The organism is Aminobacter sp. HY435, from assembly GCF_027568395.1.
Lineage (GTDB): Bacteria > Pseudomonadota > Alphaproteobacteria > Rhizobiales > Rhizobiaceae > Aminobacter.
On the sequence record NZ_JANKZL010000004.1, the window covers coordinates 132,810 to 156,694 of the forward strand.

Annotated in this window: 23 protein-coding genes; 11 read left to right on the forward strand and 12 right to left on the reverse strand. The window is 64.1% G+C overall.

Annotated elements, in window-relative coordinates:
• The first annotated feature begins 19 nt into the window (after nt 1-19).
• Nucleotides 20-919: a DMT family transporter gene (locus PCJ21_RS05675; protein ID WP_269930406.1), complete on the forward strand. Its 900-nt coding sequence runs from the start codon at nt 20-22 to the stop codon at nt 917-919.
• A 52-nt stretch (nt 920-971) separates the two neighbouring features.
• Here the strand turns inward: PCJ21_RS05675 and PCJ21_RS05680 are convergent, their stop codons facing one another.
• A complete protein-coding gene (locus PCJ21_RS05680; protein ID WP_269930708.1) occupies nt 972-1,274 on the reverse strand; it encodes a hypothetical protein in 303 nt (100 codons plus the stop codon).
• Nucleotides 1,275-1,473: 199 nt separating this feature from the next.
• Between PCJ21_RS05680 and PCJ21_RS05685 the strand changes: the two genes are divergently transcribed.
• Entirely contained in the window at nt 1,474-2,721 is a 1,248-nt protein-coding gene (locus PCJ21_RS05685; RefSeq protein WP_269930407.1) for a DUF3419 family protein, read from the forward strand.
• Nucleotides 2,718-3,386, forward strand: coding sequence for a class I SAM-dependent methyltransferase (locus PCJ21_RS05690; RefSeq protein WP_269930408.1), 669 nt, complete (start codon nt 2,718-2,720; stop codon nt 3,384-3,386). The genes PCJ21_RS05685 and PCJ21_RS05690 overlap by 4 nt, the downstream gene beginning before the upstream one ends.
• On the opposite strand, the gene PCJ21_RS05695 is transcribed toward PCJ21_RS05690, so the two are convergent.
• Complete coding sequence (locus PCJ21_RS05695; RefSeq protein WP_269930409.1) at nt 3,370-4,752, reverse strand: serine hydrolase domain-containing protein; 1,383 nt, start codon at nt 4,750-4,752, stop codon at nt 3,370-3,372. The genes PCJ21_RS05690 and PCJ21_RS05695 overlap by 17 nt on opposite strands.
• Nucleotides 4,753-4,978: 226 nt before the next feature.
• Here PCJ21_RS05695 and PCJ21_RS05700 point away from each other — a divergent pair, with 226 nt between their 5' ends.
• Together PCJ21_RS05700 and PCJ21_RS05705 are read left to right on the forward strand one after the other, a co-directional pair.
• Nucleotides 4,979-5,782, forward strand: coding sequence for a glycoside hydrolase family 25 protein (locus PCJ21_RS05700; RefSeq protein WP_269930410.1), 804 nt, complete (start codon nt 4,979-4,981; stop codon nt 5,780-5,782).
• Between the two features lie 192 nt (nt 5,783-5,974).
• Nucleotides 5,975-7,210: a lytic murein transglycosylase gene (locus tag PCJ21_RS05705; protein ID WP_269930411.1), complete on the forward strand. Its 1,236-nt coding sequence runs from the start codon at nt 5,975-5,977 to the stop codon at nt 7,208-7,210.
• Nucleotides 7,211-7,297: 87 nt separating this feature from the next.
• On the opposite strand, the gene PCJ21_RS05710 is transcribed toward PCJ21_RS05705, so the two are convergent.
• On the reverse strand, nt 7,298-8,521 hold the full coding sequence (locus PCJ21_RS05710; RefSeq protein ID WP_269930412.1) for an alanine racemase: 1,224 nt from the start codon (nt 8,519-8,521) through the stop codon (nt 7,298-7,300).
• Nucleotides 8,522-8,680: 159 nt separating this feature from the next.
• Here PCJ21_RS05710 and PCJ21_RS05715 point away from each other — a divergent pair, with 159 nt between their 5' ends.
• Nucleotides 8,681-9,577: a DMT family transporter gene (locus tag PCJ21_RS05715; protein ID WP_269930413.1), complete on the forward strand. Its 897-nt coding sequence runs from the start codon at nt 8,681-8,683 to the stop codon at nt 9,575-9,577.
• A gap of 457 nt (nt 9,578-10,034) precedes the next feature.
• Here the strand turns inward: PCJ21_RS05715 and metF are convergent, their stop codons facing one another.
• On the reverse strand, nt 10,035-10,949 hold the full coding sequence (gene metF, locus PCJ21_RS05720; RefSeq protein WP_269930414.1) for a methylenetetrahydrofolate reductase [NAD(P)H]: 915 nt from the start codon (nt 10,947-10,949) through the stop codon (nt 10,035-10,037).
• A complete protein-coding gene (locus PCJ21_RS05725; RefSeq protein ID WP_269930415.1) occupies nt 10,949-11,956 on the reverse strand; it encodes an ArsR/SmtB family transcription factor in 1,008 nt (335 codons plus the stop codon). Before PCJ21_RS05725 ends, metF begins: the two co-directional genes overlap by 1 nt.
• A 119-nt stretch (nt 11,957-12,075) precedes the next feature.
• On the opposite strand from PCJ21_RS05725, the gene tsaA reads away from it, so the two are divergent.
• Together tsaA and PCJ21_RS05735 are read left to right on the forward strand one after the other, a co-directional pair.
• Nucleotides 12,076-12,579: a tRNA (N6-threonylcarbamoyladenosine(37)-N6)-methyltransferase TrmO gene (gene tsaA, locus PCJ21_RS05730; protein ID WP_269930693.1), complete on the forward strand. Its 504-nt coding sequence runs from the start codon at nt 12,076-12,078 to the stop codon at nt 12,577-12,579.
• Nucleotides 12,580-12,581: 2 nt separating this feature from the next.
• On the forward strand, nt 12,582-12,896 hold the full coding sequence (locus PCJ21_RS05735) for a DUF2293 domain-containing protein (RefSeq protein WP_269930416.1): 315 nt from the start codon (nt 12,582-12,584) through the stop codon (nt 12,894-12,896).
• A gap of 3 nt (nt 12,897-12,899) precedes the next feature.
• Here the strand turns inward: PCJ21_RS05735 and PCJ21_RS05740 are convergent, their stop codons facing one another.
• The 4 genes from PCJ21_RS05740 to ettA form a co-directional block, all read right to left on the reverse strand.
• A complete protein-coding gene (locus tag PCJ21_RS05740) occupies nt 12,900-13,517 on the reverse strand; it encodes an MOSC domain-containing protein (RefSeq protein WP_269930417.1) in 618 nt (205 codons plus the stop codon).
• Between the two features lie 122 nt (nt 13,518-13,639).
• Nucleotides 13,640-14,761: a beta-ketoacyl-ACP synthase III gene (locus tag PCJ21_RS05745; protein ID WP_269930418.1), complete on the reverse strand. Its 1,122-nt coding sequence runs from the start codon at nt 14,759-14,761 to the stop codon at nt 13,640-13,642.
• A gap of 122 nt (nt 14,762-14,883) precedes the next feature.
• Nucleotides 14,884-15,657 (reverse strand): trans-aconitate 2-methyltransferase, encoded by a 774-nt coding sequence (gene tam, locus PCJ21_RS05750; RefSeq protein ID WP_269930419.1) that lies wholly within the window; start codon nt 15,655-15,657, stop codon nt 14,884-14,886.
• Between the two features lie 69 nt (nt 15,658-15,726).
• The gene (gene ettA, locus PCJ21_RS05755) at nt 15,727-17,376 is read right to left on the reverse strand and encodes an energy-dependent translational throttle protein EttA (RefSeq protein WP_269930420.1); all 1,650 of its coding nucleotides are present in this window, start codon (nt 17,374-17,376) and stop codon (nt 15,727-15,729) included.
• A 334-nt stretch (nt 17,377-17,710) separates the two neighbouring features.
• Between ettA and PCJ21_RS05760 the strand changes: the two genes are divergently transcribed.
• On the forward strand, nt 17,711-18,910 hold the full coding sequence (locus PCJ21_RS05760; RefSeq protein WP_269930421.1) for a DUF2778 domain-containing protein: 1,200 nt from the start codon (nt 17,711-17,713) through the stop codon (nt 18,908-18,910).
• Between the two features lie 28 nt (nt 18,911-18,938).
• On the opposite strand, the gene PCJ21_RS05765 is transcribed toward PCJ21_RS05760, so the two are convergent.
• Complete coding sequence (locus PCJ21_RS05765; protein WP_269930422.1) at nt 18,939-19,889, reverse strand: hypothetical protein; 951 nt, start codon at nt 19,887-19,889, stop codon at nt 18,939-18,941.
• A gap of 201 nt (nt 19,890-20,090) precedes the next feature.
• Here PCJ21_RS05765 and PCJ21_RS05770 point away from each other — a divergent pair, with 201 nt between their 5' ends.
• Entirely contained in the window at nt 20,091-21,008 is a 918-nt protein-coding gene (locus tag PCJ21_RS05770) for a cation diffusion facilitator family transporter (protein ID WP_269930423.1), read from the forward strand.
• Nucleotides 21,009-21,015: 7 nt separating this feature from the next.
• Here PCJ21_RS05770 and PCJ21_RS05775 read toward each other — a convergent pair whose 3' ends face one another.
• Both PCJ21_RS05775 and PCJ21_RS05780 read right to left on the reverse strand, forming a co-directional pair.
• A complete protein-coding gene (locus PCJ21_RS05775) occupies nt 21,016-21,777 on the reverse strand; it encodes an ABC transporter permease (protein WP_269930424.1) in 762 nt (253 codons plus the stop codon).
• Nucleotides 21,774-22,700: an ABC transporter ATP-binding protein gene (locus tag PCJ21_RS05780; protein ID WP_269930425.1), complete on the reverse strand. Its 927-nt coding sequence runs from the start codon at nt 22,698-22,700 to the stop codon at nt 21,774-21,776. Before PCJ21_RS05780 ends, PCJ21_RS05775 begins: the two co-directional genes overlap by 4 nt.
• A gap of 210 nt (nt 22,701-22,910) precedes the next feature.
• Between PCJ21_RS05780 and PCJ21_RS05785 the strand changes: the two genes are divergently transcribed.
• On the forward strand, nt 22,911-23,843 hold the full coding sequence (locus PCJ21_RS05785; RefSeq protein ID WP_269930426.1) for an alpha/beta fold hydrolase: 933 nt from the start codon (nt 22,911-22,913) through the stop codon (nt 23,841-23,843).
• The last annotated feature ends 42 nt before the right edge of the window (nt 23,844-23,885 follow it).

A 23,885-nucleotide genomic window follows, 5' to 3' on the forward strand; every position in this document is an offset into this window, starting at 1 on the left:
TGCGGCTAACGGTTGCGCCATGGATGCGCGCATCGACCCGCCGGCACGGAAAATCTCGCGTGAGACCGTTGGTCTTGCGCTTGGCACGCTGGGTGTCGTCATATTCGGCGGCTCCCTTCCGGCTACGCGCGTCTCCCTGACCGGTTTTTCGCCGTGGTTCATCACCTTCGGCCGCGCGGCTGTCGCCTCGACCGCTGCCGCGTTGCTTCTTTTGGCGCTCCGCAAGCGACTTCCTCGCGCCGACGCCCCGGCCCTCTTCCTTGCCGGATTGCTGTTGGTGTTCGGCTTTCCGGTGTTTTCGTCCTTCGCCATGCAGACCGTTCCGGCCTCACACGGCGGCGTCGTACTGGGCGTGCTGCCACTGACGACGAGCATATTCGCGGCGCTGATAGGCGGGGAACGGCCATCCGCGCTGTTTTGGATCTGCGGCGTGCTGGGCGCGGCCCTTGTCATTGCCTTCGCCATAAGCGACAGCGGCATGGAGTTGTCGACCGGCGATCTGTTCCTGTTCCTGGCCGCGCTGTCGGCCAGTCTCGGCTATGTCGTCTCGGGCAAGCTCTCACGCCATATGCCGGGTTGGGAGGTCATCTGCTGGTCGCTGATCCTGACCACGCCGATCTCGATTCCCGCAGCTATCTGGAGCTGGCAGCCGGAATTCACGGCCGCCTCCGGCCGCGCAATCTTCTCGTTCTTTTATCTCGGCTTCGGATCGATGTTCCTCGGCTTCTTTGCCTGGAACGTCGGTCTCGGCATGGGCGGCATCGCCCGCGTCAGCCAGGTGCAATTGCTGCAGTCCTTCGTCACCCTGGCCATCTCCGCCATGTTCCTCGGCGAACATATCTCCGGCAAGACCCTGCTCTTCGCCCTTGCCGTCATTGCCGTGGTGGCATTGGGACGGCGGGCGCGGGTCTCGCGCTAGCGCCAGGAAAAAGGCCGGAGCGTGCGCTCCGGCCTTGCCTCCTCCCGCAACCTTACTGCGCGGGTGCAGCCGGTTCGACAGGCTTCGGCTGCGTCGGCGTCACATCCATGGGCTCGCTGTTCTGCATATCGCCGCCCGTGCCCGTTTCAGGCGTCGGCGTGATGCCCTGGGTCGTTGTGTTGTCGGTCGCCGGCGGTGTCGCCTCGGGCGTCGCGGGCGCCGGCGTCATCGGCGCCGGCTGTTCGGTTGCCGGCGGATTGACACTTTGGGTGGTGGTGCTGTCGGTGCTGTCGCTGCAGGCAGCAACGCCAAGCAGTGCGAGTGCCGAAACGGATGCGAGAATGAGCTTCCTCATAACAAATCTCCTTTGCGAAACGGCCCGTCCAGCGGGCGGTCGGAAACAAAATGCGCTCGCCCGGGAAGCGGTTTCGTAACGTTCGGAGTCCGAATGTCACATTCCGCCCTGTCGCATCGGCGTCATGGGCGCGTCACCGCGCTGTCACGGCACTGCGCTACCCGCTTCGTCCAACAACGAAACGGGGAATCGCATTTCCATGACCGATGTTTCCGGAGACCTTGTCTTTCGTCGCGGCAGGAAAGTCGGAAAAGCCGTCTGCCAGAACCCTGCCTTGTCGAAGGAAGGCCTTTCCGAGCGCCTGTTTGCATTGCTCTTCTCGGGCCTCGTCTACCCGCAGATATGGGAAGATCCCGATGTCGACATCGAGGCGATGCAGCTTGGCGAAGACCACCGCGTCGTCACCATCGCCTCCGGCGGCTGCAACATCCTCGCCTACCTCACCTGTTCTCCGGCCAGCGTCGACGCGGTCGACCTCAACGCTGCCCACATCGCTCTCAACAAGATGAAGCTTGCCGCGGTCCGTCACCTGCCATCGCAGGGTGACCTGTTCCGTTTCTTCGGGCGCGCCGACGTCGAGCACAACTCGCAGGCCTACGACCGCTTCATCGCGCCCAACCTGGACGCTGCGAGCCGCAACTACTGGGAAAAGCGCAACTGGCGCGGCAAGCGCCGCATCGCTACCTTCGACGGCAACTTCTACAAAAGCGGCCTGCTCGGCCTGTTCATCGCCGCCGGCCACCGGGCAGCCAGATTCTACGGCGTCGACCCGGCAGGCATCATGGCCTCCGCCAGCCGCGAAGCTCAACGCCGCTTCTTCGACGAGAAGCTCGCCCCGATCTTCGAACGCCGCGCCTTGCGCTGGATCACCTCGCGCAAGTCCTCGCTCTTCGGCCTCGGCATTCCTCCAGCCCAGTATGACTCCCTGCTCAGCTCCGGCGATGGCTCGATGGCCGGCGTGCTCAAGTCCCGCCTCGAAAAACTCGCCTGCGACTTCCCCCTCGCAAACAACTATTTTGCCTGGCAGGCCTTTGCCCGGCGCTATCCCGAGCCCGGCGAAGCCGCTTTGCCCACCTATCTCGAGCAAGCGCATTATTCGACCATCCGCGCCAATGTCGGTCGCGTGCGCGTCCACCATGCCAACTTCACCGAACTGCTCGCCGGCAAGGATGCAAATTCACTCGACCGCTACGTGCTGCTCGACGCCCAGGACTGGATGAGCGATATCCAGCTCAACGCGCTGTGGAGCGAAATCACCCGCACCGCGGCACCCGGCGCCCGGGTCATCTTCCGCACCGCGGCAGAACCGAGCCTGCTGCCAGGTCGCCTGTCGCCGGCCCTCCTCGACCAATGGACCTATGAAGACCGGCAGTCACGCGACTTCACTGCGCGCGATCGCTCGGCGATCTATGGCGGTTTCCACCTCTACGTGAAGAAGCCGCAATGAGCGCGCCGGACCTCACTGCCGTGCATTCCGGGCTGATGGACCGGGTCTACAAGCGCCAGCGTCATGTCTACGACCTGACGCGCAAATATTACCTGCTCGGCCGCGACCGCATGGTCTCCGAACTCGACCCGCCGGCAGGCGGTGCCGTGCTTGAACTCGGCTGCGGCACCGGACGCAACCTGATCCTTGCCGCGCGTCGCTTTCCAGACGTCCAGTTCTACGGTCTCGACATTTCCGCCGAGATGCTGGCGACAGCCAGGCAGTCGATCGCCCGGGCCGGATTGTCAGGCCGCATCACGGTCGCCCAGGCTGATGCGACGGCCTTCGACGCGCAGGCGCTGTTCGACCGCCGCCAGTTCGACCGCGTCTTCATCTCCTACGCCCTGTCGATGATCCCCGGCTGGCAGCGTTCGGTATCGGCGGCCATCGCCGCGGCCGCCGGCAGCGTCCACATCGTCGACTTTGGCCAGCAGGAACGCCTGCCCGGCTGGTTCCGCAGCCTTCTCCGTGGCTGGCTCGCCAGGTTCCACGTCTCGCCGCGCCCAGGCTTGGTCCAGGAGATACAGGCGGCAGCGGCAGCCGGCGGACGCACCGTCGACTTCGTGTCACTCTATCGCGGCTATGCCTGGCTGGTGACCGTCGCGACGCCTACTGAACGGCCCTGACCAGGGCCGACAGCATCGCTTGCGGCTTGTAGTGCAGCTTCGACGGGGTCAGCCCGAGCCGGACCACGACAAGATTGGCCGACGGCACGATCGCCACCGTCTGGCCGTCATGTCCTTGCATCCAGAAGGCATCGCCGGGCAGGTCGAAGCCAGTGTCCGGGTTCTGCCCTTCCGGCGTCCCGCCCTCGGGACCGCGCAGCCACAGCTGGCCGCGACCGTACTGGCCGTCGGCGGGCGCCGCCTCGCGCATCCAGCCGACATAACCTTCCGGCAGGATGCGCGCGCCGTTCCAGACGCCATCCTGCAGCAGGAATTGGCCGAAACGTGCCCAGTCATGGCCCGTCGCATACATGTAGGACGAGCCGGCGAATGTGCCGCGCGCATCGGCCTCCAGCACAGCGCTTGTCATGCCCAGCGGCCCGAACAGCTTCTCGCGCGGCACGGCGAGTGCCGCAGCCGGATCGCCGACCGCGTCCTGCCACAGGCGCGACAACAGGAGCGTCGTCCCGCTCGAATAGGAAAACACCTTGCCGACGTCCTGGGCGAGCGGCTTGGCTTCGGCGAAACCGGCCATGTCGGGCTCCAGATAGAGCATCCTGGTCACGTCGGTGACGTCGCCATAGTCCTCGTTGAACTCCAGCCCGCTCGACATCGCCATCAGGTCGGCCAGGCTGATCGCCGCCCGGCCGTCGGCCTTCCACGGCTCGAACAGGCCGGTCCTGTCGACGCTCATCTTGCCGTCGCCAACCAATGTGCCGATGATTGCGGCGGTTACCGTCTTGGTCATCGACCAGCCGAGCAGCGGGGTGGCAGCTGAAAAGCCCTCGCCATAGCGTTCGCCGATGATCCGTCCGTTGTGAACGACAACGACCGCGCGCATGCCTGGACCGGCAAGGCCGGCATCGTCGAGAACCGCCACAATCGCCGGATCTTGCGATGCGTCGACCTTTTCGCCCTCGGGCCACAACGCGTCCGTATTGGCCGCCGGTGCCGCAGGAACCGCCGCCAGCCGCGCAGCGGCAATGTCGCCGTCCGGCACCGCCGTGCAGCCGGCGCCCTGCTGCGCAATCGCCAGCCCCTTGCCGAAGACGCCGAACAGCCCGGCGCGCACGGTTCCCGCGCTTTCGTCGACCGTGACCGACATCAGCCGCAACAGCGGATGCCCCGGCGCCTGCACGTCGTCGGCCAAGACCTGCTTGGCGTCACGTCCCGCGACAAAAACATTCGAGCAAACGATCTTTGCGGCATAACCGGAACCGACGCGGATCAGCGCCGGCGGCGCGAAATACAGCCAGGCCGCCAGCCCGGCGGCGGCCACCATGACGAGCGTCGCAAACCATTTGATAATCTTGCTGGCAATCCGCATCGCTTCCCCCGCCCGGCGACCTGGTTTCGCCATCGAATTGCCGTCATTCGTCACGCAAATCTTGAAGGCTGTCGAGCGCGATCAACGGTTTATCAACCATGATCGGCGATCACAGGAGGGGATACGCGGTCGCTTGGGGAATCCGCTCATCCATTGACATTGCATCTGGCCGTTCGGGCCAGCCCCACAACATGCTTGGGCCGCCCTTTCCGGCCAAGGAGAAGTAATGCGCCGCGCTTCGGCTCTCGTGCTGCTCGCCTTCCTCGGCGCCTGTTCCACCGCTGACACCCTTTCGCTCGCCCCGACGGGCAAGCCGGGGTCGATTGCCAGCGTCTCGGTCAAGAATCCGCGTTTCAGCGACAGCGACCCGCATCAGTGGGAAAGCGGCGCGCCCTGGACCTATGCGGTTCACGGCACCGACGTGTCGAAATACCAGACATCCATCGACTGGCCGACGGCCAAGGGCAGCGGCATCTCATTTGCGTTCATCAAGGCGACCGAAGGCGGCGACCGCGTCGACGACTATTTTGACGAGCACTGGCGCGAGACCAAGGCGGCCGGCGTGCCGCGCGGCGCCTATCATTTCTACTATTTCTGCCGCCCCGCTGCCGAGCAGGCCGCCTGGTACATCAGCAATGTGCCGCGCGAAGGTTCTTCGCTCCCGCCGATCCTCGACATGGAGTGGAACCCGCAATCGCCGAGCTGCAAGCTTCGTCCGCCTGCTGCCACGGTGCGCAGCGAGATGAAGATTTTCCTCGAGATCGTCGAGAAGCACTACGGCAAGAAGCCGATCATCTACACCTCGGTCGATTTCTTCGACGACAATGACCTGTCGACATTCCACGGCTATCCCTATTGGCTGCGCTCCGTCGCCGGACATCCGACCAAGAAATACGGCAGCCACCCCTTCACCTTCTGGCAGTACACCGGCACCGGCGTTGTGCCCGGCATCAAGGGCGATGCCGACATCAACGTGTTCAACGGCACCGAGAGCCATTGGAAGAAATGGCTCGCCGCCAACACGAAGTAGCATTTCCAGACGCCCGGCCTGCACCGCCGGGATGCGCATTTCGCATGGCAGATGCGACAAGAAGAGGGGGTGCGGCCCTCGCCCCGGTTCTGTAGAAGGCGCGGCAAAGCCAGTGACTTGGCCGTCGGCCCGATTTCGCCATTTGGCGAAGGCAAAACCTGGACGTGACGGGCCAAGCAGGAGACCTGCCCAATGAGACTGCCGAGCAAGGCGCTGATCGCCATTTTATTCACCACTGCCAGCATCATGCCCGCTATGGCGCAGGAAGCCCCTGTCGCAGTCGCTTCAGCCCCCCAGGGCGAATCTGTGGCAGCCTTGGAATGCGGCGACGATTTCTCCACCTGGAAGCAGAACCTCGCCAACGAGGCACGCGCCGCAGGCGTTGGCGAAAAGGGCCTGTCTGCCCTTGCCAATGCCTCGCTTGACCCCAAGGTGCTCGAGCGCGACCGCGCCCAGGGTGTGTTCGCCCAGACGTTCACCCAGTTTTCCGAGCGCATGATCAGCGACTACCGGTTGAAGCACGGCGCCGCCAACCTGCAGAAATACGCGCCCTACTTCGCTCGTTCCGAACAGGACTACGGCGTCCCCGGCCCGGTGATTGCCGCCTTCTGGGCGCTCGAGACCGACTTTGGCGCCGTGCAGGGCAACTTCAATTCGTTGAACGCGCTCGTCACCCTGGCGCATGACTGCCGCCGCCCGGAACTGTTCCGCAAGCAGATCGTGCCGCTGATGAAGCTGATCGACACCAACGTCCTGCCTGCTGACGTCAAGGGCGCATGGGCCGGCGAGATCGGCCAGACCCAGATCCTGCCATCAGACTATCTGGCGCGCGGCGTCGACGGCGACGGCGACGGCGTCATCGACCTGCGCAACTCACCCGCCGACGTTATCCTGACAACCGGCAAGAAGATCCAGTCGCGCGGCTGGAAGCCCGGCCAGCCATGGATCGAGGAAATTCGCGTCCCCGCCGAGATGGATTGGGCACAGACCGGCCGCACCAACAAGCTGCCGCTGGCCGACTGGGCCAGGATGGGCGTCACCAACCGCGACGGCACGCGGCTGGTCGACAAGGGACTCAAGGCCGCCGTCGTCCTGCCGATGGGCCGCAAGGGTCCGGCATTCCTCACCTACGACAACTACGATGTCTATCTCGAATGGAACCAGTCGGCGACCTACACGCTGACCGCCGCCAATCTGGCCGCCCGCCTCGCCGGCCAGCCAGCCTTCGACCGCGGCAACCCTGACGCCGGCCTGACCGGCGATGCCATGAAGGCATTGCAGCAGAAGCTCGCCGACAGGGGCTACGACGTCGGCGGTATCGACGGCATTTTGGGCACCAACACCCGCGAAGCCATCCGCCAGGAGCAGATGCGCCTCAAGCTGCCGGTGGACGGCTGGCCGACCGACGAGTTGCTGGCAAATCTGTAATGAGTGAATAGCGAGTAGCGGCGATCATGCTGGGTTTCCAGGTTCGCCGTCTATTTCGCTACTCGCTGTTCCCTGTTTGCTTGTCTCTCACTCCGCCGCCATCGTCTCCAGGCTGGCAAAGCCTTGCGGTGCGTCGCCTTCGTCGAACGGCGTCGTCACCTCGACGAAAGTGTCGGGGTAGAAGCCGTTGAAACGCGTCCGGAGCGACAGCGAATAGGCGCCGATATGGCCGATCTCGATCCAGTCGCCGGTATCTATGGTCTCTGGCAGCCAGAACGGCCGTGACAGGATATCGACGGAATCGCAGGTCGCCCCGCACACCTTGAACGGCACGATGTTGCCGGCATCGCCGTTGCGCGTGCGGATCGCCGGGTCGGGGATGAAGCGGGCCGGCAGCGTGATCTTGCCCGTCCATGAATCCGACAGCGACGCCCAGATGCCGTCATTGATGTAGATCCGCCTGCCCTTGCGCAAAAGCACGCGCACGATCAACGACAGGCAGCGCGCCACGATCACCCGCCCCGGCTCCGCCACCAGCGGCATCTCGTCGAACTGGTATTCCTTCAGGTCGGCCCGAAACCGCGACATGATCTGCCCGATCGACGGCATGATCGGTTTTTTCGAGTTCGGGTCATGTCCGTATTCGGCTGGAAAGCCGCCGCCGACATCGAGCCCGGCAAGATCGAAGCTGATGCGGTTGCGCACCCAGTCGACCGAGGCGAGTGCGCGCTCATAGGTGTCGGGGTCCTCGATCTGGGAGCCGACGTGGAAGCAGAGCCCGACCTTGTAGCCGTTTCGGTTGAGCCGCTCGCAAAGCTCGACCGCATTGGCCGGCCCGGCGCCGAATTTCTTCGACAACTCGTAGGCCGCCGATCCCTTCGTCTGCACACGCACGAACACGGTGATCGCTGCGGGGTCGATGTCGAGCGCCCTGACCACCCGGTTGAGCTTGTTGATCTCGTCCTCGTGGTCGACCGCGATCACCCTGATGCCGTAGGTCTCGAGCGCCAGCCGGATGTCGGACTGCGCCTTGACCGGGTGCATGTAGATCATCTCGGCCTCCTTGGAGACCTCGCGTACCGCGGCGAACTCGCCGGGCGAAGCCACGTCGAACATCGTCACGCCGGCCTCGACCAGCGCCTTGAGCACGATCAGTTCGCCATTGGTCTTGACCGCATAGGCCGTCCTGCCGGGAAACATGCCCATGAAGTTGCGGGCGTCCTCCTTGAGCACTTCCGGCCTGAAGCAATAGACCGGCGCATCGGGGCGGAGAGCGAGGGCTGCCTCGCGTGCATTCTCGAATCGCTGCATGGAAGCTCCTCGCTTGCCGGCCGAAATCTAAACCAAGCGGTCCGCGATGCAACCCGGCAGAACTTGGCAGGAGTGTTGCGTCAGCCAATGGAATCGGGTGGCTCTACCCGAAGATCGCGCGTAGCTGTCGAATGTGACGGGGCGAAGAAGGAAGCGGACATGAGTGCACGCGATTGGGCCAGGCTGTTGCTTCTCGGCGCTATCTGGGGCGGCTCGTTCTTCTGTGTCCATATCGCGGTCGCCGAGATCGCGCCGCTCAAGCTCGTCATGTTCCGCGTCTTGATCGCGGGCGCAGCACTTCACCTGTTTCTGCTCGCGCGTGGACCATCGTTCCGCCTCGCATTGCCACACGCCGGCACATTGCTTGTGCTGGCCATCCTCAACAACGTCATTCCCTTCACGCTGATCTGCCTCGGCCAGACGGAGATCGGCGCCGGCCTCGCCTCGGTCCTGAACTCCACCACCCCGTTCTGGACGCTGATTGTCGCCAACTTCCTCACCAGCGACGAGAAGCTGAACTGGAACAAGCTCGCCGGCACGGCACTCGGCATCGCCGGCACGGCGATCATGGTCGGCCCCGGCATCGTCGCTGGGCTCGGAGGACCGGTCTGGGCCAAGTTCGCCCTTGTCGGCGCGTCGCTTTCCTATGCGCTCGCCCTGATGGTGGCGCGCCGGCTGAGGGGCGTGCCGCCGGCAATCATCGCAACCGGCCAGTTGACCGCATCCAGCATCATCATGGTTCCGCTTGTGCTGGCGCTCTATGGCACTTCGGGGCTGTTCACGGCCAGCCCCGGCGCCTGGCTTGCCACGCTGGCGCTGGCGCTGGTCGCCACAGCCTTCGCCTACATCCTGTTCTTCAAGCTCGTGGCCTCGGCCGGCGCCACCAACACCTCGCTGGTAACCCTGATCGTGCCGGCAAGCGCCATGCTCTTGTCGGTCAGCTTCCTTGGCGAGCGTCTCGAACTGTTCGAACTGGGCGGCATGGCGCTTATTGCGCTCGGCCTCGTCACCATCGACGGGCGCCTGTTCCGGCGCCGGCAAGCGGTGGGTGCATGAGCCGGATCAGAATTTGCTGCAGCGCCACCCCGCGCCTTCGATCAGGCACGCCGGGCGGCCCGCGGCTAATCGATTAGCCACAATTTCTCCACAACCCTTTCCGGCGCGTTTACCAAGCAAATCCAACGGCTAAGCGCAAAAAACGTGTCGAACTTTTCACGTTTCTGTCGCAATGCAGCACATTTTTTTCTTGTGTGTGGCTGAAATGCCCCTAGATTCCGGCCTGTGGCTTGCGCAGAGGAGGCTATGCATGGGACTGACAAGGTCAATCAATGCACTCATGATTTGCGCCGCGTTTGCATTTATCGGCGCGCTCATTGTTGGAGTTCTTCCATAAAAGGCCGCTCAGTCGGCGGAAGACGATAGCACCTCTAAGGTGGAAAGCTTTGAAGAGGCCGGGACGCAAGTTCCGGCCTCTTCGGCGTCTGGAGGGCCGCCGCGGTGGGCGGGCTGCGCCTCAGGCCGCTGCCGAACCCGGCACCGCCACCTGCGGGCGGATGCCGATCATGTGGCAGACCGCGACCACCAGGTCGGCGCGGTTCATCGTGTAGAAGTGGAAATCGCCGACGCCGCGCTCGACCAGGTCGAGCACCTGCTCCACCGCAACCGCCGAGGCCACCAGCGCATGGGTCTGCGGGTCGTTTTCCAGCCCCTCGAACCGCTCGGCCAGCCAGCCCGGCACGTGGGCGCCGCAGCGCGAGGCGAAATTGGCCACCTGGGTGAAGCTGTGGATCGGCAGGACCCCCGGCACGATCGGGATGTAGATGCCGGCCTTGCGGGCGCGCTCGACGTAACGCTCGTAGAGGTCGTTGTCGAAGAAGAACTGGGTAACCGCCCGCGTCGCGCCCTGGTCGACCTTGCGCTTCAGCATGTCGAAATCGGTCGCGAAATCCGGGCTCTCGGGGTGCTTTTCCGGGTAGGCCGACACCGAGATGTCGAATTCCCCCTGCGCCTTGAGCGCCCCCACTAGGTCCGCACCGTTGGCGTAGCCGCCGGGATGCGGCCGATAGGCGGCACCCACGCCCTCCTTCGGGTCGCCGCGCAGCGCAACGAAGCGCTTCACGCCCATGGCGGCAAACTCCGCGATCACCTGGTCGACCTCCTCGCGGGTCGCATCGACGCAGGTCATGTGCGCCGCCGGCGTCAGCGTCGTCTCCTCAAGGATGCGCTTGACGGTGCGGGCGGTGCGCTCGCGCGTCGTCCCGCCGGCGCCATAGGTCACCGACACGAACTGCGGCCGCAATGGCTCCAGCCGGGTCACTGTGCTCCACAGGCGTGCTTCCATGTCGTCGTTCTTGGGCGGGAAGAATTCGAACGACACACGGATCTTGTTGCCGATGTCGGAACGCCTGGACAGCGGGTATTGGTTCATCAGGCGGTTTCCCTTGCAGTTTGTATGTCAGGACTTGGATCGGCAATCAGCAGACGGCAATCGCGCGCCATCCACAGCTTGACCGTGAGGCTTGCCTTCGATGAGCCGCGCGGTTCGAACTCCTGCGTCTCCTCGAGCTCCAGGCCGGCCTCGCCCAGCCATTCGGCGATCTGGCGGTCGGAAAAGCCGAGCCGCGCATGCGCATGTTCGGAGCGCAGGAAGTCGAGCCCGTGCGGGGCGAAGTCGACGATCACCAGCCGGCCGGATGGCCGCAGCAGCCGCGCCGCCTCCTGGATGGCACGCGCCGGATCGTCGAGGAAATGCAGCACCTGGTGGATGGTGACGAGATCGAAGGCGTCGCGCTCGACCGGCGGCGAGAAGATGTCGCCCTGCCGGACCTGGGCGTTGGAAACGCCGGCCTTGTCGAGATTGGCCCGCGCCACCGCAAGCATTTCGCGCGACATGTCGATGCCGATGCCGCGACGATAGAGCGGCGCGAAGATTTCGAGCAGGCGCCCGGTGCCGGTGCCGAGGTCAAGCATCGACTGGAACGGCCGCCTGCCGACCAGCTTCAGCAAGGCGGTCTCGACCGCGCGGTCGGGGATATGCAGCGAACGGATTTCGTCCCAGCTTGCGGCATTGGCGCTGAAATACTGCGCCGCCCTGTCTTGCCGCCTGCGCTTGACGTCGTCGAGCCGTTCCAGGTCGCGCGTCACCTGGCCATCGGTTTCGTCGATGCCCGAAACCAGCCCCTGCACGAAGCCGCGCGCCTGGTCGGCGTCGGCAAGGCGAAAGAAGGCCCATGAGCCCTCCTGGTAGCGGTCGATCAGGCCGGCTTCGAGCAACAGCTTGAGGTGCCGCGAAACGCGCGGCTGCGACTGGCCGAGGATCTCGGTCAGGTCCGAAACGGTCAGGTCGCCGCGCGAAAGCAGCGTCAGGATGCGAAGGCGGCTGGATTCGGCTGCCGCCTTCAATGTATCTACCATGGTGTCGAGCGTCACATGCATCGGCTTCGGTTCTCGCCAAAAGACATAAACATATCTTTATGTGATGAAGCGAGTGATTGCAACGCCCAATGTCGCATGCGGGCAACAAAATGGCGCGGCCATGGGAGGATGCCATGCAGATGTTCGAGCAGCGCAAGGATGAAATCGGGCTTGCAGGCGACCCTGCGGCGAATGCCGACGACGCCCGCCTCGCCTATATCGGCCGGATCGGCTCACCCTGGAAGCTGCGCGAGGACTGCCCCAAGAACATGAATGCCGCGCGAGAACGGGGCGGCGGCGCGACAGTTGCGATAGACGCACCCTACCGGCCCGGGCTCGCCGGACTTGCCGGCTTCAGCCATGTCGTCGTGCTCAGCTGGTTCGAACAGGCGCCGCGGAATCTGATTGTCCAGAAACCGCGACATGCCACTGACACGAAAGGCGTTTTCGCCCTGCGCTCACCGGCGAGACCCAACCCGGTAGGGCTGCATGTCGCCCGTATCGTCTCGCTCGACATCGACGCAGGCGTCATCGAGCTCGACGCCATCGACGCGCTCGACGGCACGCCTGTCATTGACCTGAAGCCCTATTTCGCCTCGGTCGACGCCATCCCCGACGCCACGCGACCGGGCAAGGACGCCTGAGCATGGCCGCCTCCACCGGCCGCCAGCGCGCCGTGGCCAAGGCGCTGACCGCGCTCCTGCCGATCGCGCCCTACTCCGACACGGAAGTGATCCGCGCCGACGCACTCGCCGTGCACATGAAGACGCTGCCGCCGTCGATTGCCGTCTGGCTGGCCACCGTCGCCCATGTCCGCCACGTCCACACCGACTACGAGAAGCTTCTGTCTGACGGCTACGACCGCGATTCGGCGCGTTTCTTCGTCATCGACCAGGTCAACGCCACCCTCACCCGCTGGCGCGCCACCCGCCTGCTCGATCCCGACGACGAGGACGTCTAGCGTCTAGGCCCTGTAGATCCACTGCTCCGGAACCCGCACCGAGACCTCCTCGCCGGCTGATATCACGCCGGGCTTTTCCACCCAGCCAACCAGCCCGCGCAGGCGCTTGGCAACTTTGGGAAACAGCAGCGAACCGGCTTCGTGGTCGGCCATGCCGGCATGCTCGGCAATCGAGCGCCCGGCAATGCGGCACGGCGCGTTCTGGCCGTCGATCTTGATGGTCACGCCGCCCTTGAAAAACAGCATCGTGCCGGCCGGCAGCATCGACAGCATCGGCACGCCGTCGAGCAGAAGGTTTGCGCCGATCCACTCCGGCTTGATCTCGGCAAGGCCCATGCGCTCGGCGACGATCGCCAGCTCATCGGGCGCGACAATGGAAAGCTGGCGTTCGTTGCGCATTTCCGTGCCGCGCGGATACCAAGGTTCCCTGCCGCCCGAGCGCCTGGTGTGGCCGGCGTGGAAATCGCCGTCGATCCCCTCGAAGGTCAGCGGCAACGCATCCGCGGCGCGCGTGACAAAATGGTCGAACGGCGCACCAAAGATGCCGGCGACGCGCGCCACGAGCTTCCTGCCCGCAATGATTTCAGGTTGGTCCTCACGGTGCGCCGTGGCGTCGAGCATATGGCTGTCTCCAGATTGGAGGCGGCACCATGCCGATCAGGCGTCCCGAAATCCAGACAAAAAGCCTGATCTCAAGATCACCATTCGTGATGCGGCGCGACGCCCCGGCGCATCGCGCAAGATCACATCATCCGCACCAGCGCGCCGCCGATCGAATAACCGGCGCCGAAGGCGCAGATCAGCCCATGGTCGCCCGGCTTCATGTCCTCGTGGTTCTCCTGGAGCGCGATGATCGCGCCGGCGGCGGCCGTATTGCCCAGTCGCTCCAGCACCATCGGCGCGGTGTCCTGGTCAGCCTCGTGGCCCAGCGCCAGCTTCAGGATCATCGCGTTCATCCGCGCATTGGCCTGGTGCAGCCAGTAGCGCCTGATGTCGGACGGCGTCATGCCATGGTCGGCGAGGAAAGCGGTGATGAAGCGGTGCGCGGCGTGCGTCACCTCCTTGAACACCTTGTTGCCCACCTGCTTGATCATGTTGCCCTCCATCTCGACGACGGAGGGGTTTTCCTGCCCGGCGCGCAGCAGGAAGCCGAAATTGGTGCGGATATTGTTGGAAAACTGCGTCCAGTTGCGCGTATCGAGTATCTCGAAGCGGCCCGGACGCGTCTCTTTCGGACCAAGCGCCTCGACGACCAGCGCCACCGACGCATCGCCGAAGATGAAATGCGTCTGCCGGTCACGGAAATTGAGGTGGCCGGTGATGATCTCGGGCGTGACGATCAGCACGCGCTTCTGCCCGCCGGAGCGCACCAGATTGTAGGCCACATGCAATGCCGCCGCCGCCGAGGAACAGCCGAGGCTCATGTCGAAGGCAGCACCCTCGATGCCGAGTTCCTTCTGGATCTCGATGGCGATTGCCGGATAGGGCCGCTGCTGGTGCGAGGCCGCGCAGATCACCATGTCGATGTCGGCGCCGGTCAGCCCGGCATGCTCCAACGCGCGCTTCGCCGAAACAACGCCGAATTCGGCCTCCACCGACAGCGCATCGTCGGCGCGGGCCGGAATGCGCGGGGTCATGCGCCTGGGGTCGAGGATCCCGTCCAGCGTATGCACATGGCGCTGCTTGACGCCTGAGGCATAGACGATGAACTCGCTGTCCGATTTCTTGATCGGCTCTTCGCCGGCTGCCTCGCGCCTGGCGTTTTCGATGTCGGCCCACGCATTGAAGCTCTCGACCAACTCATCGTTGCTGATCGACGCTTGAGGAATTTCAACGCCAATACCGCTGATGACCACGCGATGCATAAAACCGTCCAATGCCTGTATTGCTCGCCAACCTTGCCTGTGAAGGCCCCCCAGATTCGCTGCGCAGCACTCTACGCCACGTTGAGCCATTCGAATACGGGGCCGACTGCGCGGCCTGGGGCTTAGGGCAACTTTCTCTGCGCGACCATGAACAGCCGGGGGAAGCGCAGCAGCACCTTGCCATTCGCCATTGGCGGATAGGCGGCGGCGATCCGCGCGGTGTAGGCGTCGAGATAGGCCTTGCGCTCGTCGGCATCGAGTGGATCGATGAACGGCTTGAGCCCCGTCCCCTTGACCCACTCGACGATCGCAGCGGCGTCGGCCAGCGGATGGTTGTAGTTGGTGTGCCATATGTCGACCCTGGCCGACAGCGGCTCGAGCAAGTCGTAGTAGGATCTGACCGGCGGCAGCGGCGCGCGCGCGACATCCGCGATCTTCGCCGCGAACGGCATCGCGGCAGCCGTTTCGCGCATCGCCACATGCGACGGCTCGCCGATATTGTCCGGCATCTGCACGGCCAGGAACCCGCCGGGCGCAAGCAGCCCCATCAGACGCTTGAGCACCTGTTGGTGGTTGGGCAGCCACTGGAAGACGGCATTGGCAAAGATCACGTCGACCGGCTCGTCCGGTGTCCAGCTCTCGGCGTCGGCGAGGTCGAACGCGATCGACGGCAGGCGCTGGCGCGCTTCGGCGATCATTGCCGGCGACGAGTCGAAGCCCGACACTTTCGCCTCCCGCCAGCGCTCGACAAGCAACTCCGTCGAATTGCCCGGGCCGCAGCCGATGTCGACCACCGAGCTTGGCCGCTCCAGCGCCACCTGCGCGAGAAGATCCCGCGCCGGCCGCGTCCGCTCGTCCTCGAACTTCAAATACTGCGCGGCGGACCAGTCCTTCATGGCAAAAACTCCGGGAGGCAGGCATGAAAACAAAACGCCCCGCTTTGGGCGGGGCGTTCATGAAGCCTCTTAGCGCGTCAGGCGCTTGTGGCTCATCCGGTGCGGGGTGGCCGCATCGGCGCCGAGACGACGGATCTTGTCCTTCTCGTATTCTTCGAAGTTTCCTTCGAACCACTCGACATGCGCATCGCCTTCATAGGCCAGCATGTGGGTGGCCATGCGATCGAGGAACATACGATCGTGGGAGATGATGACGGCGCAGCCGGCATATGCTTCCAGCGCGTCTTCGAGCGCACCCAGAGTTTCGGTGTCGAGATCGTTGGTCGGTTCGTCGAGCAGCAAGACGTTGCCGCCGTTCTTCAGCATCTTGGCGAGGTGGACGCGGTTGCGCTGACCACCAGACAGGTTGCCGACGCGCTGCTGCTGGTCGCCGCCACGGAAGTTGAACGACGAGCAATAGGCGCGGCTGTTCACTTCATGCTTGCCGAGCTTGATCACTTCGGCGCCGCCGGAAATCTCTTCCCAGACCGTCTTGGTCGGGTCAAGGGCATCGCGGCTCTGGTCGACATAACCGAGCTTGACGGTCTCGCCGACGCGGATCGTGCCGGCATCGGGCGTTTCCTGACCGGTGATCATCCTGAATAGCGTGGTCTTGCCCGCGCCGTTGGGGCCAATGACGCCGACGATGCCGCCGGGCGGCAGCTTGAAGTTCAGGTTTTCGATCAGCAGTTCGTCGCCATAGCCCTTGTTCACGCTATCGACCTCGATCACCACGTTGCCGAGGCGTTCGCCGGCCGGGATGACGATCTGCGTGTCGGTCGGCTTGCGGTTCTGCGACTGCTCGACCAGTTCCTCATAGGCCTTGATACGCGCCTTGGACTTGGTCTGGCGTGCCTTGGGCGAGGATGCGATCCACTCGCGTTCGCGCCAGATCGCCTTCTGGCGCGAATCGTCCTCGCGGCCTTCCTGGATCAGGCGCTTGGCCTTGGCGTCGAGATACTTGGTGTAGTTGCCCTCATAGGGGATGCCGCGGCCGCGATCGAGCTCGAGGATCCAGCCGGTCACGTTGTCGAGGAAGTAGCGATCGTGGGTGATGATCAGCACCGAGCCCGGATAGTCGCGCAGGTGCTTTTCCAGCCACGCCGTGGTCTCGGCGTCGAGATGGTTGGTCGGTTCGTCGAGCAGCAGAAGGTCAGGCTGTTCGAGCAGCAGGCGGCACAGCGCGATGCGGCGGCGTTCGCCACCCGACAGCTGGGTCACTTCGGAGTCGCCGGGCGGGCACTGCAGCGCGTCCATCGCCATCTCGACCTGCTGTTCCAGGTCCCACAGGTTGAGACGGTCCATCTCGTCCTGCAGCCTGGCGCCCTCGTCGGCGGTCTCGTCCGAGTAGTTCATCATCAGCTCGTTGTAGCGCTCGATGATGGCTGTCTTCTTGGAAACGCCGTCCATGACATTCTCGAACACGGTCTTGGCCGGATCGAGATGCGGCTCCTGCGCCAGGTAGCCGACGGTCGCGCCATCAGCCAGCCAGGCTTCGCCCGACCATTCCTTGTCGAGGCCGGCCATGATCTTCAGCACGGTCGACTTGCCGGCGCCGTTGGGGCCGAGAATGCCGATCTTGGCGTCCGGGTAGAACGACAGGTTGAGGTTATCGAGCACCTTCTTGGCGCCGTAGGACTTGGTCAGTCCCGACATGTGATAGATGAACTGGCGTGCCACGCGCGCGTATCCTGCTTCTCAAGTGATAGGAGTTGGGCGCTATGTAGGCGATCCTACCCCAAACGGCAAATGCTTTTGGGGCGGACCGACAAACCGCATTCTCCGGTACGCGGCAGTCCGAACTTCCTGTCGACGCGGAAAGTGTCGCGCCCCACGCTTCGGCGCAAAGCAAAAATTAACCACATTTGTCCATCCTTTCTCCATCGTTCTGTCGAGTTGGGGACATTCCGGAAATCACGCACAGCGGCCGTTCGCCGGCCGAAAGTCGTTGCGGGACAACTGGTTTGCTACGCGTTTGAGTCACATCGTTCGTTCACAGTCCTTGCGCCGCCTGTTGCGCCCCCTGCTGATCGCCGGCTTCGGCACGGCCCTTGCTGGCATGGCCGCCTGGTCGATGGCCGGGGTCGTCGCGATGGGCAAATCCCACGCTGTCGGCGCCAACTCGCTGATGCCCGCGCCGCATGTCGATCGGACCAGCAGGCTCAAGGCGCATGGCCCGGTCGCCTATGTCAGCACCGACAAATTCGCGCGCCCGACAGCTCCCAAGAAGCCTGTGATTGTCGCCAGGCTCGACGCCAACCTCGGCACGTCCGCGCGCCATGCCGGGGCCACGGTCGTCGCCGCCAGCGCCAATGCCGCGCGTTTCGATGCCGTGGCGCGCAAGGCGGCCGTCTCCTCGGCCATGCTCGCCAGCCTGTTCGGCCCCTCGACCGACGCGCAGCTTGCGCAAACCACGGTCGCCGCCCCTGCCCAACCTGCCAATACCGGCACGGCTGCGCCGACGGTCCTCGCCTATGCCGCCCCGTCTCCCGGTGCCACGGCCGACGCTGCCTTGTCGGCGTTGCTGACCGCGCCCACGGACGACGAGCGCGCCGCGGCGCGCGACGAAGACATCGCCTCCCTGCCCGTTTTCGAAGACACTCCTTCGGTTGCTCCCGTGCCGCAGCTTCGCCCACAAGAGGAACAACCTGCCGCAAAGCTTGAAACGCCAGCCGCGCCGAAGGCCGAAGAACAATCCACGAAGCCGAAGACGCTGGCCTATGCCCGGCCCGACGCCCCGGCAGAAAAGAAGCCCAAAAGCCGCTCGCTTCTGGGCGACCTGTTCGGCGGCAAGACCAGGGCCGGCAAGGGCGTCGCCGTCTACGACATTTCCGCCGCCAAGGTCTACATGCCCGACGGCAGCGTGCTCGAAGCCCATTCCGGCATCGGCAAGATGGCCGACAACCCACGCTACGCTCATGTCAAGATGAACGGACCGACCCCGCCGCACACCTACAATCTCAGGATGCGCGAAAGCCGCTTCCACGGCGTCGAGGCGATCCGCATGCTGCCGGTCGACGGCAAGAACAAGTTCGGCCGCGATGGATTTTTGACCCACAGCTACCTGCTGCGCGGCGGCCGCGAGGAGTCGCACGGCTGCGTCGCCTTCGAGGACTACAACCGCTTCCTCAACGCCTTCAAGCAGGGCAAGGTCAAGCAGCTGATCGTTGTTCCGAGCGGCGGGCGCGAAAGCTTCCGCCTGGCCTCCAGCTAGGACAGTGCAGCCGCCGGCTGGAACTCGCTCATCCGCCGGACTGCGGCAGGTCGTAATGCAGCAGCTTGTAGCAATCGCCGTTGCCGGATTTCGACCGCTCCAGAACCGGCCTGGCCATGGCGAGCCAGTCCTGCTGCGACTTGGCATCGGCTTCGATTGCGGCGACTGGCCTTAGCGCGACAAAATCGAGACCTTTGCTGTAGAACCAGCACGCGCGGCCCAAGACCTTGCGGCTGCGCTGGCGCAAAAGGTCGGCGTCGTAAAAGATATCCAGCACCTCCTGCTTGATCCGCGCCAGCCTTTCGGGATCGCCCATCGCCATGGCGATGGGCTGGTCGCCGATCGCCTCGTGCAGGTCCTTGTAGTCGAGGGCGAGCTGGGTCGTCGCGTAGCGCAGGTCGCTCTCGTCGCGGACGATGTTGAACCACAACACCGGGTCCAGCTCATTGGCGACGAACGACGCCTCGAAATCCCTGGAGACGTTCATCACCTCGAACTCGCCGGCGTCGACGTCGCGCTCGACCAGCAGAAGCTTGGCGACCTGGTTCGCCAGCGCCTCGCCGCTGGCGTTCACCACCCGGTTTGCCCCGCCGTCCTCGGGGTTGCGATAGGCGCCGCCATCGTCGAGCAATTCGTCGAACGCGTCGAGCGATCCGGCGATCGCCGCGCCGCGCGCCACCCGCAGCGCCAGCTTGGCATAGACCTGCTGCAGCTCAACCTCGCGCTTGCGGCGATCCTGGTAGTTTTGCTGGAAGAAGAAGATGAACAGCGACACCCCGATGCCGATCAGGATCACGCCCAGCTGCGAGAATATGTTGCGGTAATATTCGTGCAGCTTTTCGCGATAGCGCACGTCCTCGCGCACGCTGTGCGCCACCCGAAGGTTGAAAATCAGCGAGATTATCAGCAGCCCGGCACCAACCAGGATCAGTCCGCCGATGAACAGATAGCCATGTCCGGACAAAGTGCTGAAATTCATGCTCTTTCCCGCCTGCAGCCGCGCCACCTCGACAGACTAGTGCATGGCGCAGGCGCCACAACCCAAAATCGCATCGGTGTTTTGCGACAGACAATGGGCGCAGCAGGGAGTGGCACGACAGGCCGGCTGCCCTATACTGAACCCGACGATCCTCAGGCAGCCGCCGCCCGCCTCCAGGCTGCACCTCCAGACACCGAGCCCATGCGCAACGAAACCAGCGTCCTTCGAACTTCCATCGCCATGACGCTGCTCGTCGCGGTGTTCGGCATCGTCTTCGGCATATTGTCAGGCTCGTTTTCGATCGCCTTCGACGGCGCCTATTCGCTCGCCGATGCCAGCATGACCATCCTGGCCTTGATCGTTGCGCGCCTGATCACCGCTAATGCCAGCCACAACCGCAGGCTTCACAAGCGCTTTTCGTTGGGTTTCTGGCACCTTGAGCCCATCGTGCTCGGCCTCAACGGCATGGTCCTGATCAGCGTGTCCGTCTACGCCCTGATCAACGCCATCAGCAGCCTGCTGTCGGGCGGCCATCAGCTCGAATTCGACTACGCCATCATCTATGCGGCCGTCACCCTCGCCGCATGCCTGACCATGGCGTTCATCGGCAGTCGCGCCAACCGCACCATCCAGTCCGATTTCGTGGCGCTGGACGTCACTGCCTGGCTGATGTCCGGCGGCATCACCGCAGCCCTGCTGATCGCCTTCATCGGCGGCAGCCTGGTCGAAGACACCCAACTGAGCTGGATTGCGCCCTATGTCGACCCGGCGGTTCTTGCGCTGGTCTGCGTGATCATCATTCCGATGCCCATCGGCACCGTTCGCCAGGCCTTCTCCGACATATTGCTGATCACGCCCGAGGCGTTGAAGGCGCATGTCGACGAGGTTTCCCGCGCCACCGTGAAGAAGCACGGCTTCGTTTCCTATCGCGCCTACGTCGCCAAGGTCGGACGCCTGATGCAGGTCGAGCTCTACTTCATCGTGCCGCCGGGCTTGCCCGCAAAAACCATCGAGGAATGGGACAGCCTGCGCGACGAGATCGGCGACGCGCTCGGCGATGAAGGTCCCGACCGCTGGCTGACGATCGCCTTCACCGCCGACAGGGAATGGGCTGAGTAGCCCGCCGTTACGCCTTGACGCGCCAACCGGTCTTGAAGATCCACCAGATCGTGGCAAGGCAGGCGGCAAGAAACGCCAGCGTCATGCCGAGGCTGATGCCGACATTGACGTCGGAGACGCCAAAGAAGCTCCAGCGGAAGCCGCTGACCAGGTAGACCACCGGGTTGAACAGCGACACCGTGCGCCAGAACGGCGGCAGCATGTCGATGGAATAGAAGCTGCCGCCCAGGAAGGTCAGCGGGGTGACGATCAGCAGCGGCACCAGTTGCAGCTGTTCGAAGCTGCCGGCCCAGATTCCGATGATGAAGCCGAACAGGCTGAAGGTCACCGCCGTCAGCACCAAAAACAGCAGCATCCAGACCGGATGCTGGATCTGCAGCGGCACGAATAGGGCAGCCGTGGCCAAGATGATCAGCCCGAGGATGATCGACTTGGACGCCGCCGCCCCGACATAGGCGATGACGATCTCCAGATAGGACACTGGCGCCGACAAAAGCTCGTAGATGGTGCCGACGAATTTCGGGAAATAGATGCCGAACGACGCATTGGAGATGCTCTGGGTCAACAGCGACAGCATGATCAGGCCCGGCACGATGAAGGCGCCGTAGCTGATGCCGTTGATCTCGCTGATGCGCGAGCCGATGGCAGCGCCGAAGACGACAAAATAGAGCGAGGTCGAGATGACGGGCGAGACGATGCTTTGCAGCAGCGTGCGCCAGGTGCGTGCCATTTCGAACAGGTAGATTGCGCGGATCGCGTAAAAATTCATCGCCGTTCACTCACCAGATTGACGAAAATCTCTTCGAGCGAGCTCTGCTTGGTCTGCAGGTCGCGGAAGCGGATTCCGGCGTCGTTGAGATCCTTGAGCAGGGCAGTGATGCCGGTCCGCTCGCCTTGCGTGTCGTAGGTGTAGACCAGCTCGTTGCCGTCGTCAGCAAGCTCCAGCCCATGGCTCGCCAATGCCGGCGGCAGCGTTTCCAGCTGGACCTGCAACTGCAGCGTCAGCTGCTTGCGGCCAAGCTTGTGCATCAGCTCGGCCTTGTTTTCGACCAGGATGATTTCGCCATGACTGATCACGCCGACGCGGTCGGCCATCTGCTCGGCTTCTTCGATGTAGTGCGTCGTCAGGATGATGGTGACGCCGGTCTCGCGCAGCTGCCGCACCACCTCCCACATATCGCGCCTGAGCTCGACGTCGACACCGGCAGTCGGCTCGTCAAGGAACAGGATCTGCGGTTCGTGCGACAGCGCCTTGGCAATCATCACGCGCCGCTTCATGCCGCCCGACAAGGTGATGATCTTGTCGTCCTTCTTTTCCCACAGCGACAGGTCCCTGAGCACCTTTTCGATGTGCCTGGGGTTGGCCGCCTTGCCGAACAGGCCGCGACTGAAGCTGACCGTCGCCCAGACAGTCTCGAACGCGTCGGTCGTCAGCTCCTGCGGCACAAGGCCGATGCGCGATCGCGCCGCGCGATAATCGGTGACAATGTCGTGGCCGTCAGCCAGAACCTTGCCGGCTGAGGCATTGACGATGCCGCAGATGATGCTGATCAGCGTCGTCTTGCCGGCCCCGTTTGGGCCGAGCAATGCGAAGATTTCGCCACGGCGGATATCGAGATTGATGTCCTTGAGTGCCGAGAAACCAGACGCATAGGTCTTTGAAAGATTGGAAACGGAAATAATCGGCTGCATGACGATCACTTGTGGTGTGGGGGAAATGAAAAGGACACAAAGCAGCCGGCGGGGGCGATCCGGCACAAGAAGTTAGCGGAATATATGGGCTGTCATCCGTCGAACAAGGGGCCAGCCGACACCTCCTGACATTGTCGTTGTGCAGGACAGTGCAACCACCCTTGACGCTTCTCGCCTCCTCACCCAACAGTCGTTGCAGGGGAGACAACAATGCCGTTCGACAGCCACATCTCGATTGCGTCTCCGACAGCAGCCCGGCTCAGCCTTTACTCACGCCAGGCCGCCACGCCGGCCAGGGCGGCGATCCAGATCAACCATGGCCTCGCCGAACATGCCGCCCGCTACGCCCGCTTCGCCGATTTCCTCGCCGCGCGCGGCTACCACGTCTACGCCCACGACCACCGTGGCCATGGCTCAACCAGCGCCACCGACGCCCCGCTCGGCCGGTTCGCAGCCAGCAACGGCGTCGATCGCGTGCTGGCCGATGTCGGCGCCGTACACGACCATATCGCCGAACAGCACCCCGGCCTGCCGGTCGTCATCTTCGGCCATTCGATGGGCGGGCTGATCACCCTCAATTACGTCCTTCGCCACTCCGGCCGGGTGGCTGCAGCCGCCATCTGGAACGCCAACTTCTCCGCCGGCGTCCTTGGCAGGCTGGCGCAGGCGATCCTCGCCTACGAGCGGTTCCGGCTGGGCTCCGACGTGCCGTCGCGCCTGCTGCCCAAGCTGACCTTTGCCGATTGGGCGAAGAAGGTGCCCGACCGCCGCACGGAGTTCGACTGGCTGTCACGCGATGCAACCGAGGTGGACGCCTATGTCGCCGATCCCCTTTGCGGCTGGAATGCGTCGGTGTCGATGTGGAGCGCCGTCTTCGAACTGATCTTCAATGGCGCCGACGACCGCAACTTCGCGCCCGTGCGCAAGGACCTGCCGTTCAACCTCGTGGGCGGCCAATGCGACCCGGCCACCGATGGCGGCAAGGCGGTCGAGGCCCTTGCCGCCAGGCTGCGCAGGATGGGCTTTTCGAATCTCGTTTCAACGGTTTATCCCGAGACCCGCCACGAAAGCCTCAACGAGGTGAACCGCGACATGATCATGGCGGATTTCGCCGGCTGGCTCGAACGCCTCCCCTTGCGATAACCAGCACCCGCTGGCCCATCGCAACGAGGTGGCGGCGGCGAT

Excerpts from the sequence above, each read along its gene's own strand:
- PCJ21_RS05675 (WP_269930406.1), top strand. The coding sequence starts at position 20 with ATGGATGCGCGCATCGACCCGCCGGCACGGAAAATCTCGCGTGAGACC.
- PCJ21_RS05680 (WP_269930708.1), bottom strand. The coding sequence starts at position 1,274 with ATGAGGAAGCTCATTCTCGCATCCGTTTCGGCACTCGCACTGCTTGGC.
- PCJ21_RS05685 (WP_269930407.1), top strand. The coding sequence starts at position 1,474 with ATGACCGATGTTTCCGGAGACCTTGTCTTTCGTCGCGGCAGGAAAGTC.
- PCJ21_RS05690 (WP_269930408.1), top strand. The coding sequence starts at position 2,718 with ATGAGCGCGCCGGACCTCACTGCCGTGCATTCCGGGCTGATGGACCGG.
- PCJ21_RS05695 (WP_269930409.1), bottom strand. The coding sequence starts at position 4,752 with ATGCGGATTGCCAGCAAGATTATCAAATGGTTTGCGACGCTCGTCATG.
- PCJ21_RS05700 (WP_269930410.1), top strand. The coding sequence starts at position 4,979 with ATGCGCCGCGCTTCGGCTCTCGTGCTGCTCGCCTTCCTCGGCGCCTGT.
- PCJ21_RS05705 (WP_269930411.1), top strand. The coding sequence starts at position 5,975 with ATGAGACTGCCGAGCAAGGCGCTGATCGCCATTTTATTCACCACTGCC.
- PCJ21_RS05710 (WP_269930412.1), bottom strand. The coding sequence starts at position 8,521 with ATGCAGCGATTCGAGAATGCACGCGAGGCAGCCCTCGCTCTCCGCCCC.
- PCJ21_RS05715 (WP_269930413.1), top strand. The coding sequence starts at position 8,681 with ATGAGTGCACGCGATTGGGCCAGGCTGTTGCTTCTCGGCGCTATCTGG.
- metF (WP_269930414.1), bottom strand. The coding sequence starts at position 10,949 with ATGAACCAATACCCGCTGTCCAGGCGTTCCGACATCGGCAACAAGATC.
- PCJ21_RS05725 (WP_269930415.1), bottom strand. The coding sequence starts at position 11,956 with ATGCATGTGACGCTCGACACCATGGTAGATACATTGAAGGCGGCAGCC.
- tsaA (WP_269930693.1), top strand. The coding sequence starts at position 12,076 with ATGTTCGAGCAGCGCAAGGATGAAATCGGGCTTGCAGGCGACCCTGCG.
- PCJ21_RS05735 (WP_269930416.1), top strand. The coding sequence starts at position 12,582 with ATGGCCGCCTCCACCGGCCGCCAGCGCGCCGTGGCCAAGGCGCTGACC.
- PCJ21_RS05740 (WP_269930417.1), bottom strand. The coding sequence starts at position 13,517 with ATGCTCGACGCCACGGCGCACCGTGAGGACCAACCTGAAATCATTGCG.
- PCJ21_RS05745 (WP_269930418.1), bottom strand. The coding sequence starts at position 14,761 with ATGCATCGCGTGGTCATCAGCGGTATTGGCGTTGAAATTCCTCAAGCG.
- tam (WP_269930419.1), bottom strand. The coding sequence starts at position 15,657 with ATGAAGGACTGGTCCGCCGCGCAGTATTTGAAGTTCGAGGACGAGCGG.
- PCJ21_RS05765 (WP_269930422.1), bottom strand. The coding sequence starts at position 19,889 with ATGAATTTCAGCACTTTGTCCGGACATGGCTATCTGTTCATCGGCGGA.
- PCJ21_RS05770 (WP_269930423.1), top strand. The coding sequence starts at position 20,091 with ATGCGCAACGAAACCAGCGTCCTTCGAACTTCCATCGCCATGACGCTG.
- PCJ21_RS05775 (WP_269930424.1), bottom strand. The coding sequence starts at position 21,777 with ATGAATTTTTACGCGATCCGCGCAATCTACCTGTTCGAAATGGCACGC.
- PCJ21_RS05780 (WP_269930425.1), bottom strand. The coding sequence starts at position 22,700 with ATGCAGCCGATTATTTCCGTTTCCAATCTTTCAAAGACCTATGCGTCT.
- PCJ21_RS05785 (WP_269930426.1), top strand. The coding sequence starts at position 22,911 with ATGCCGTTCGACAGCCACATCTCGATTGCGTCTCCGACAGCAGCCCGG.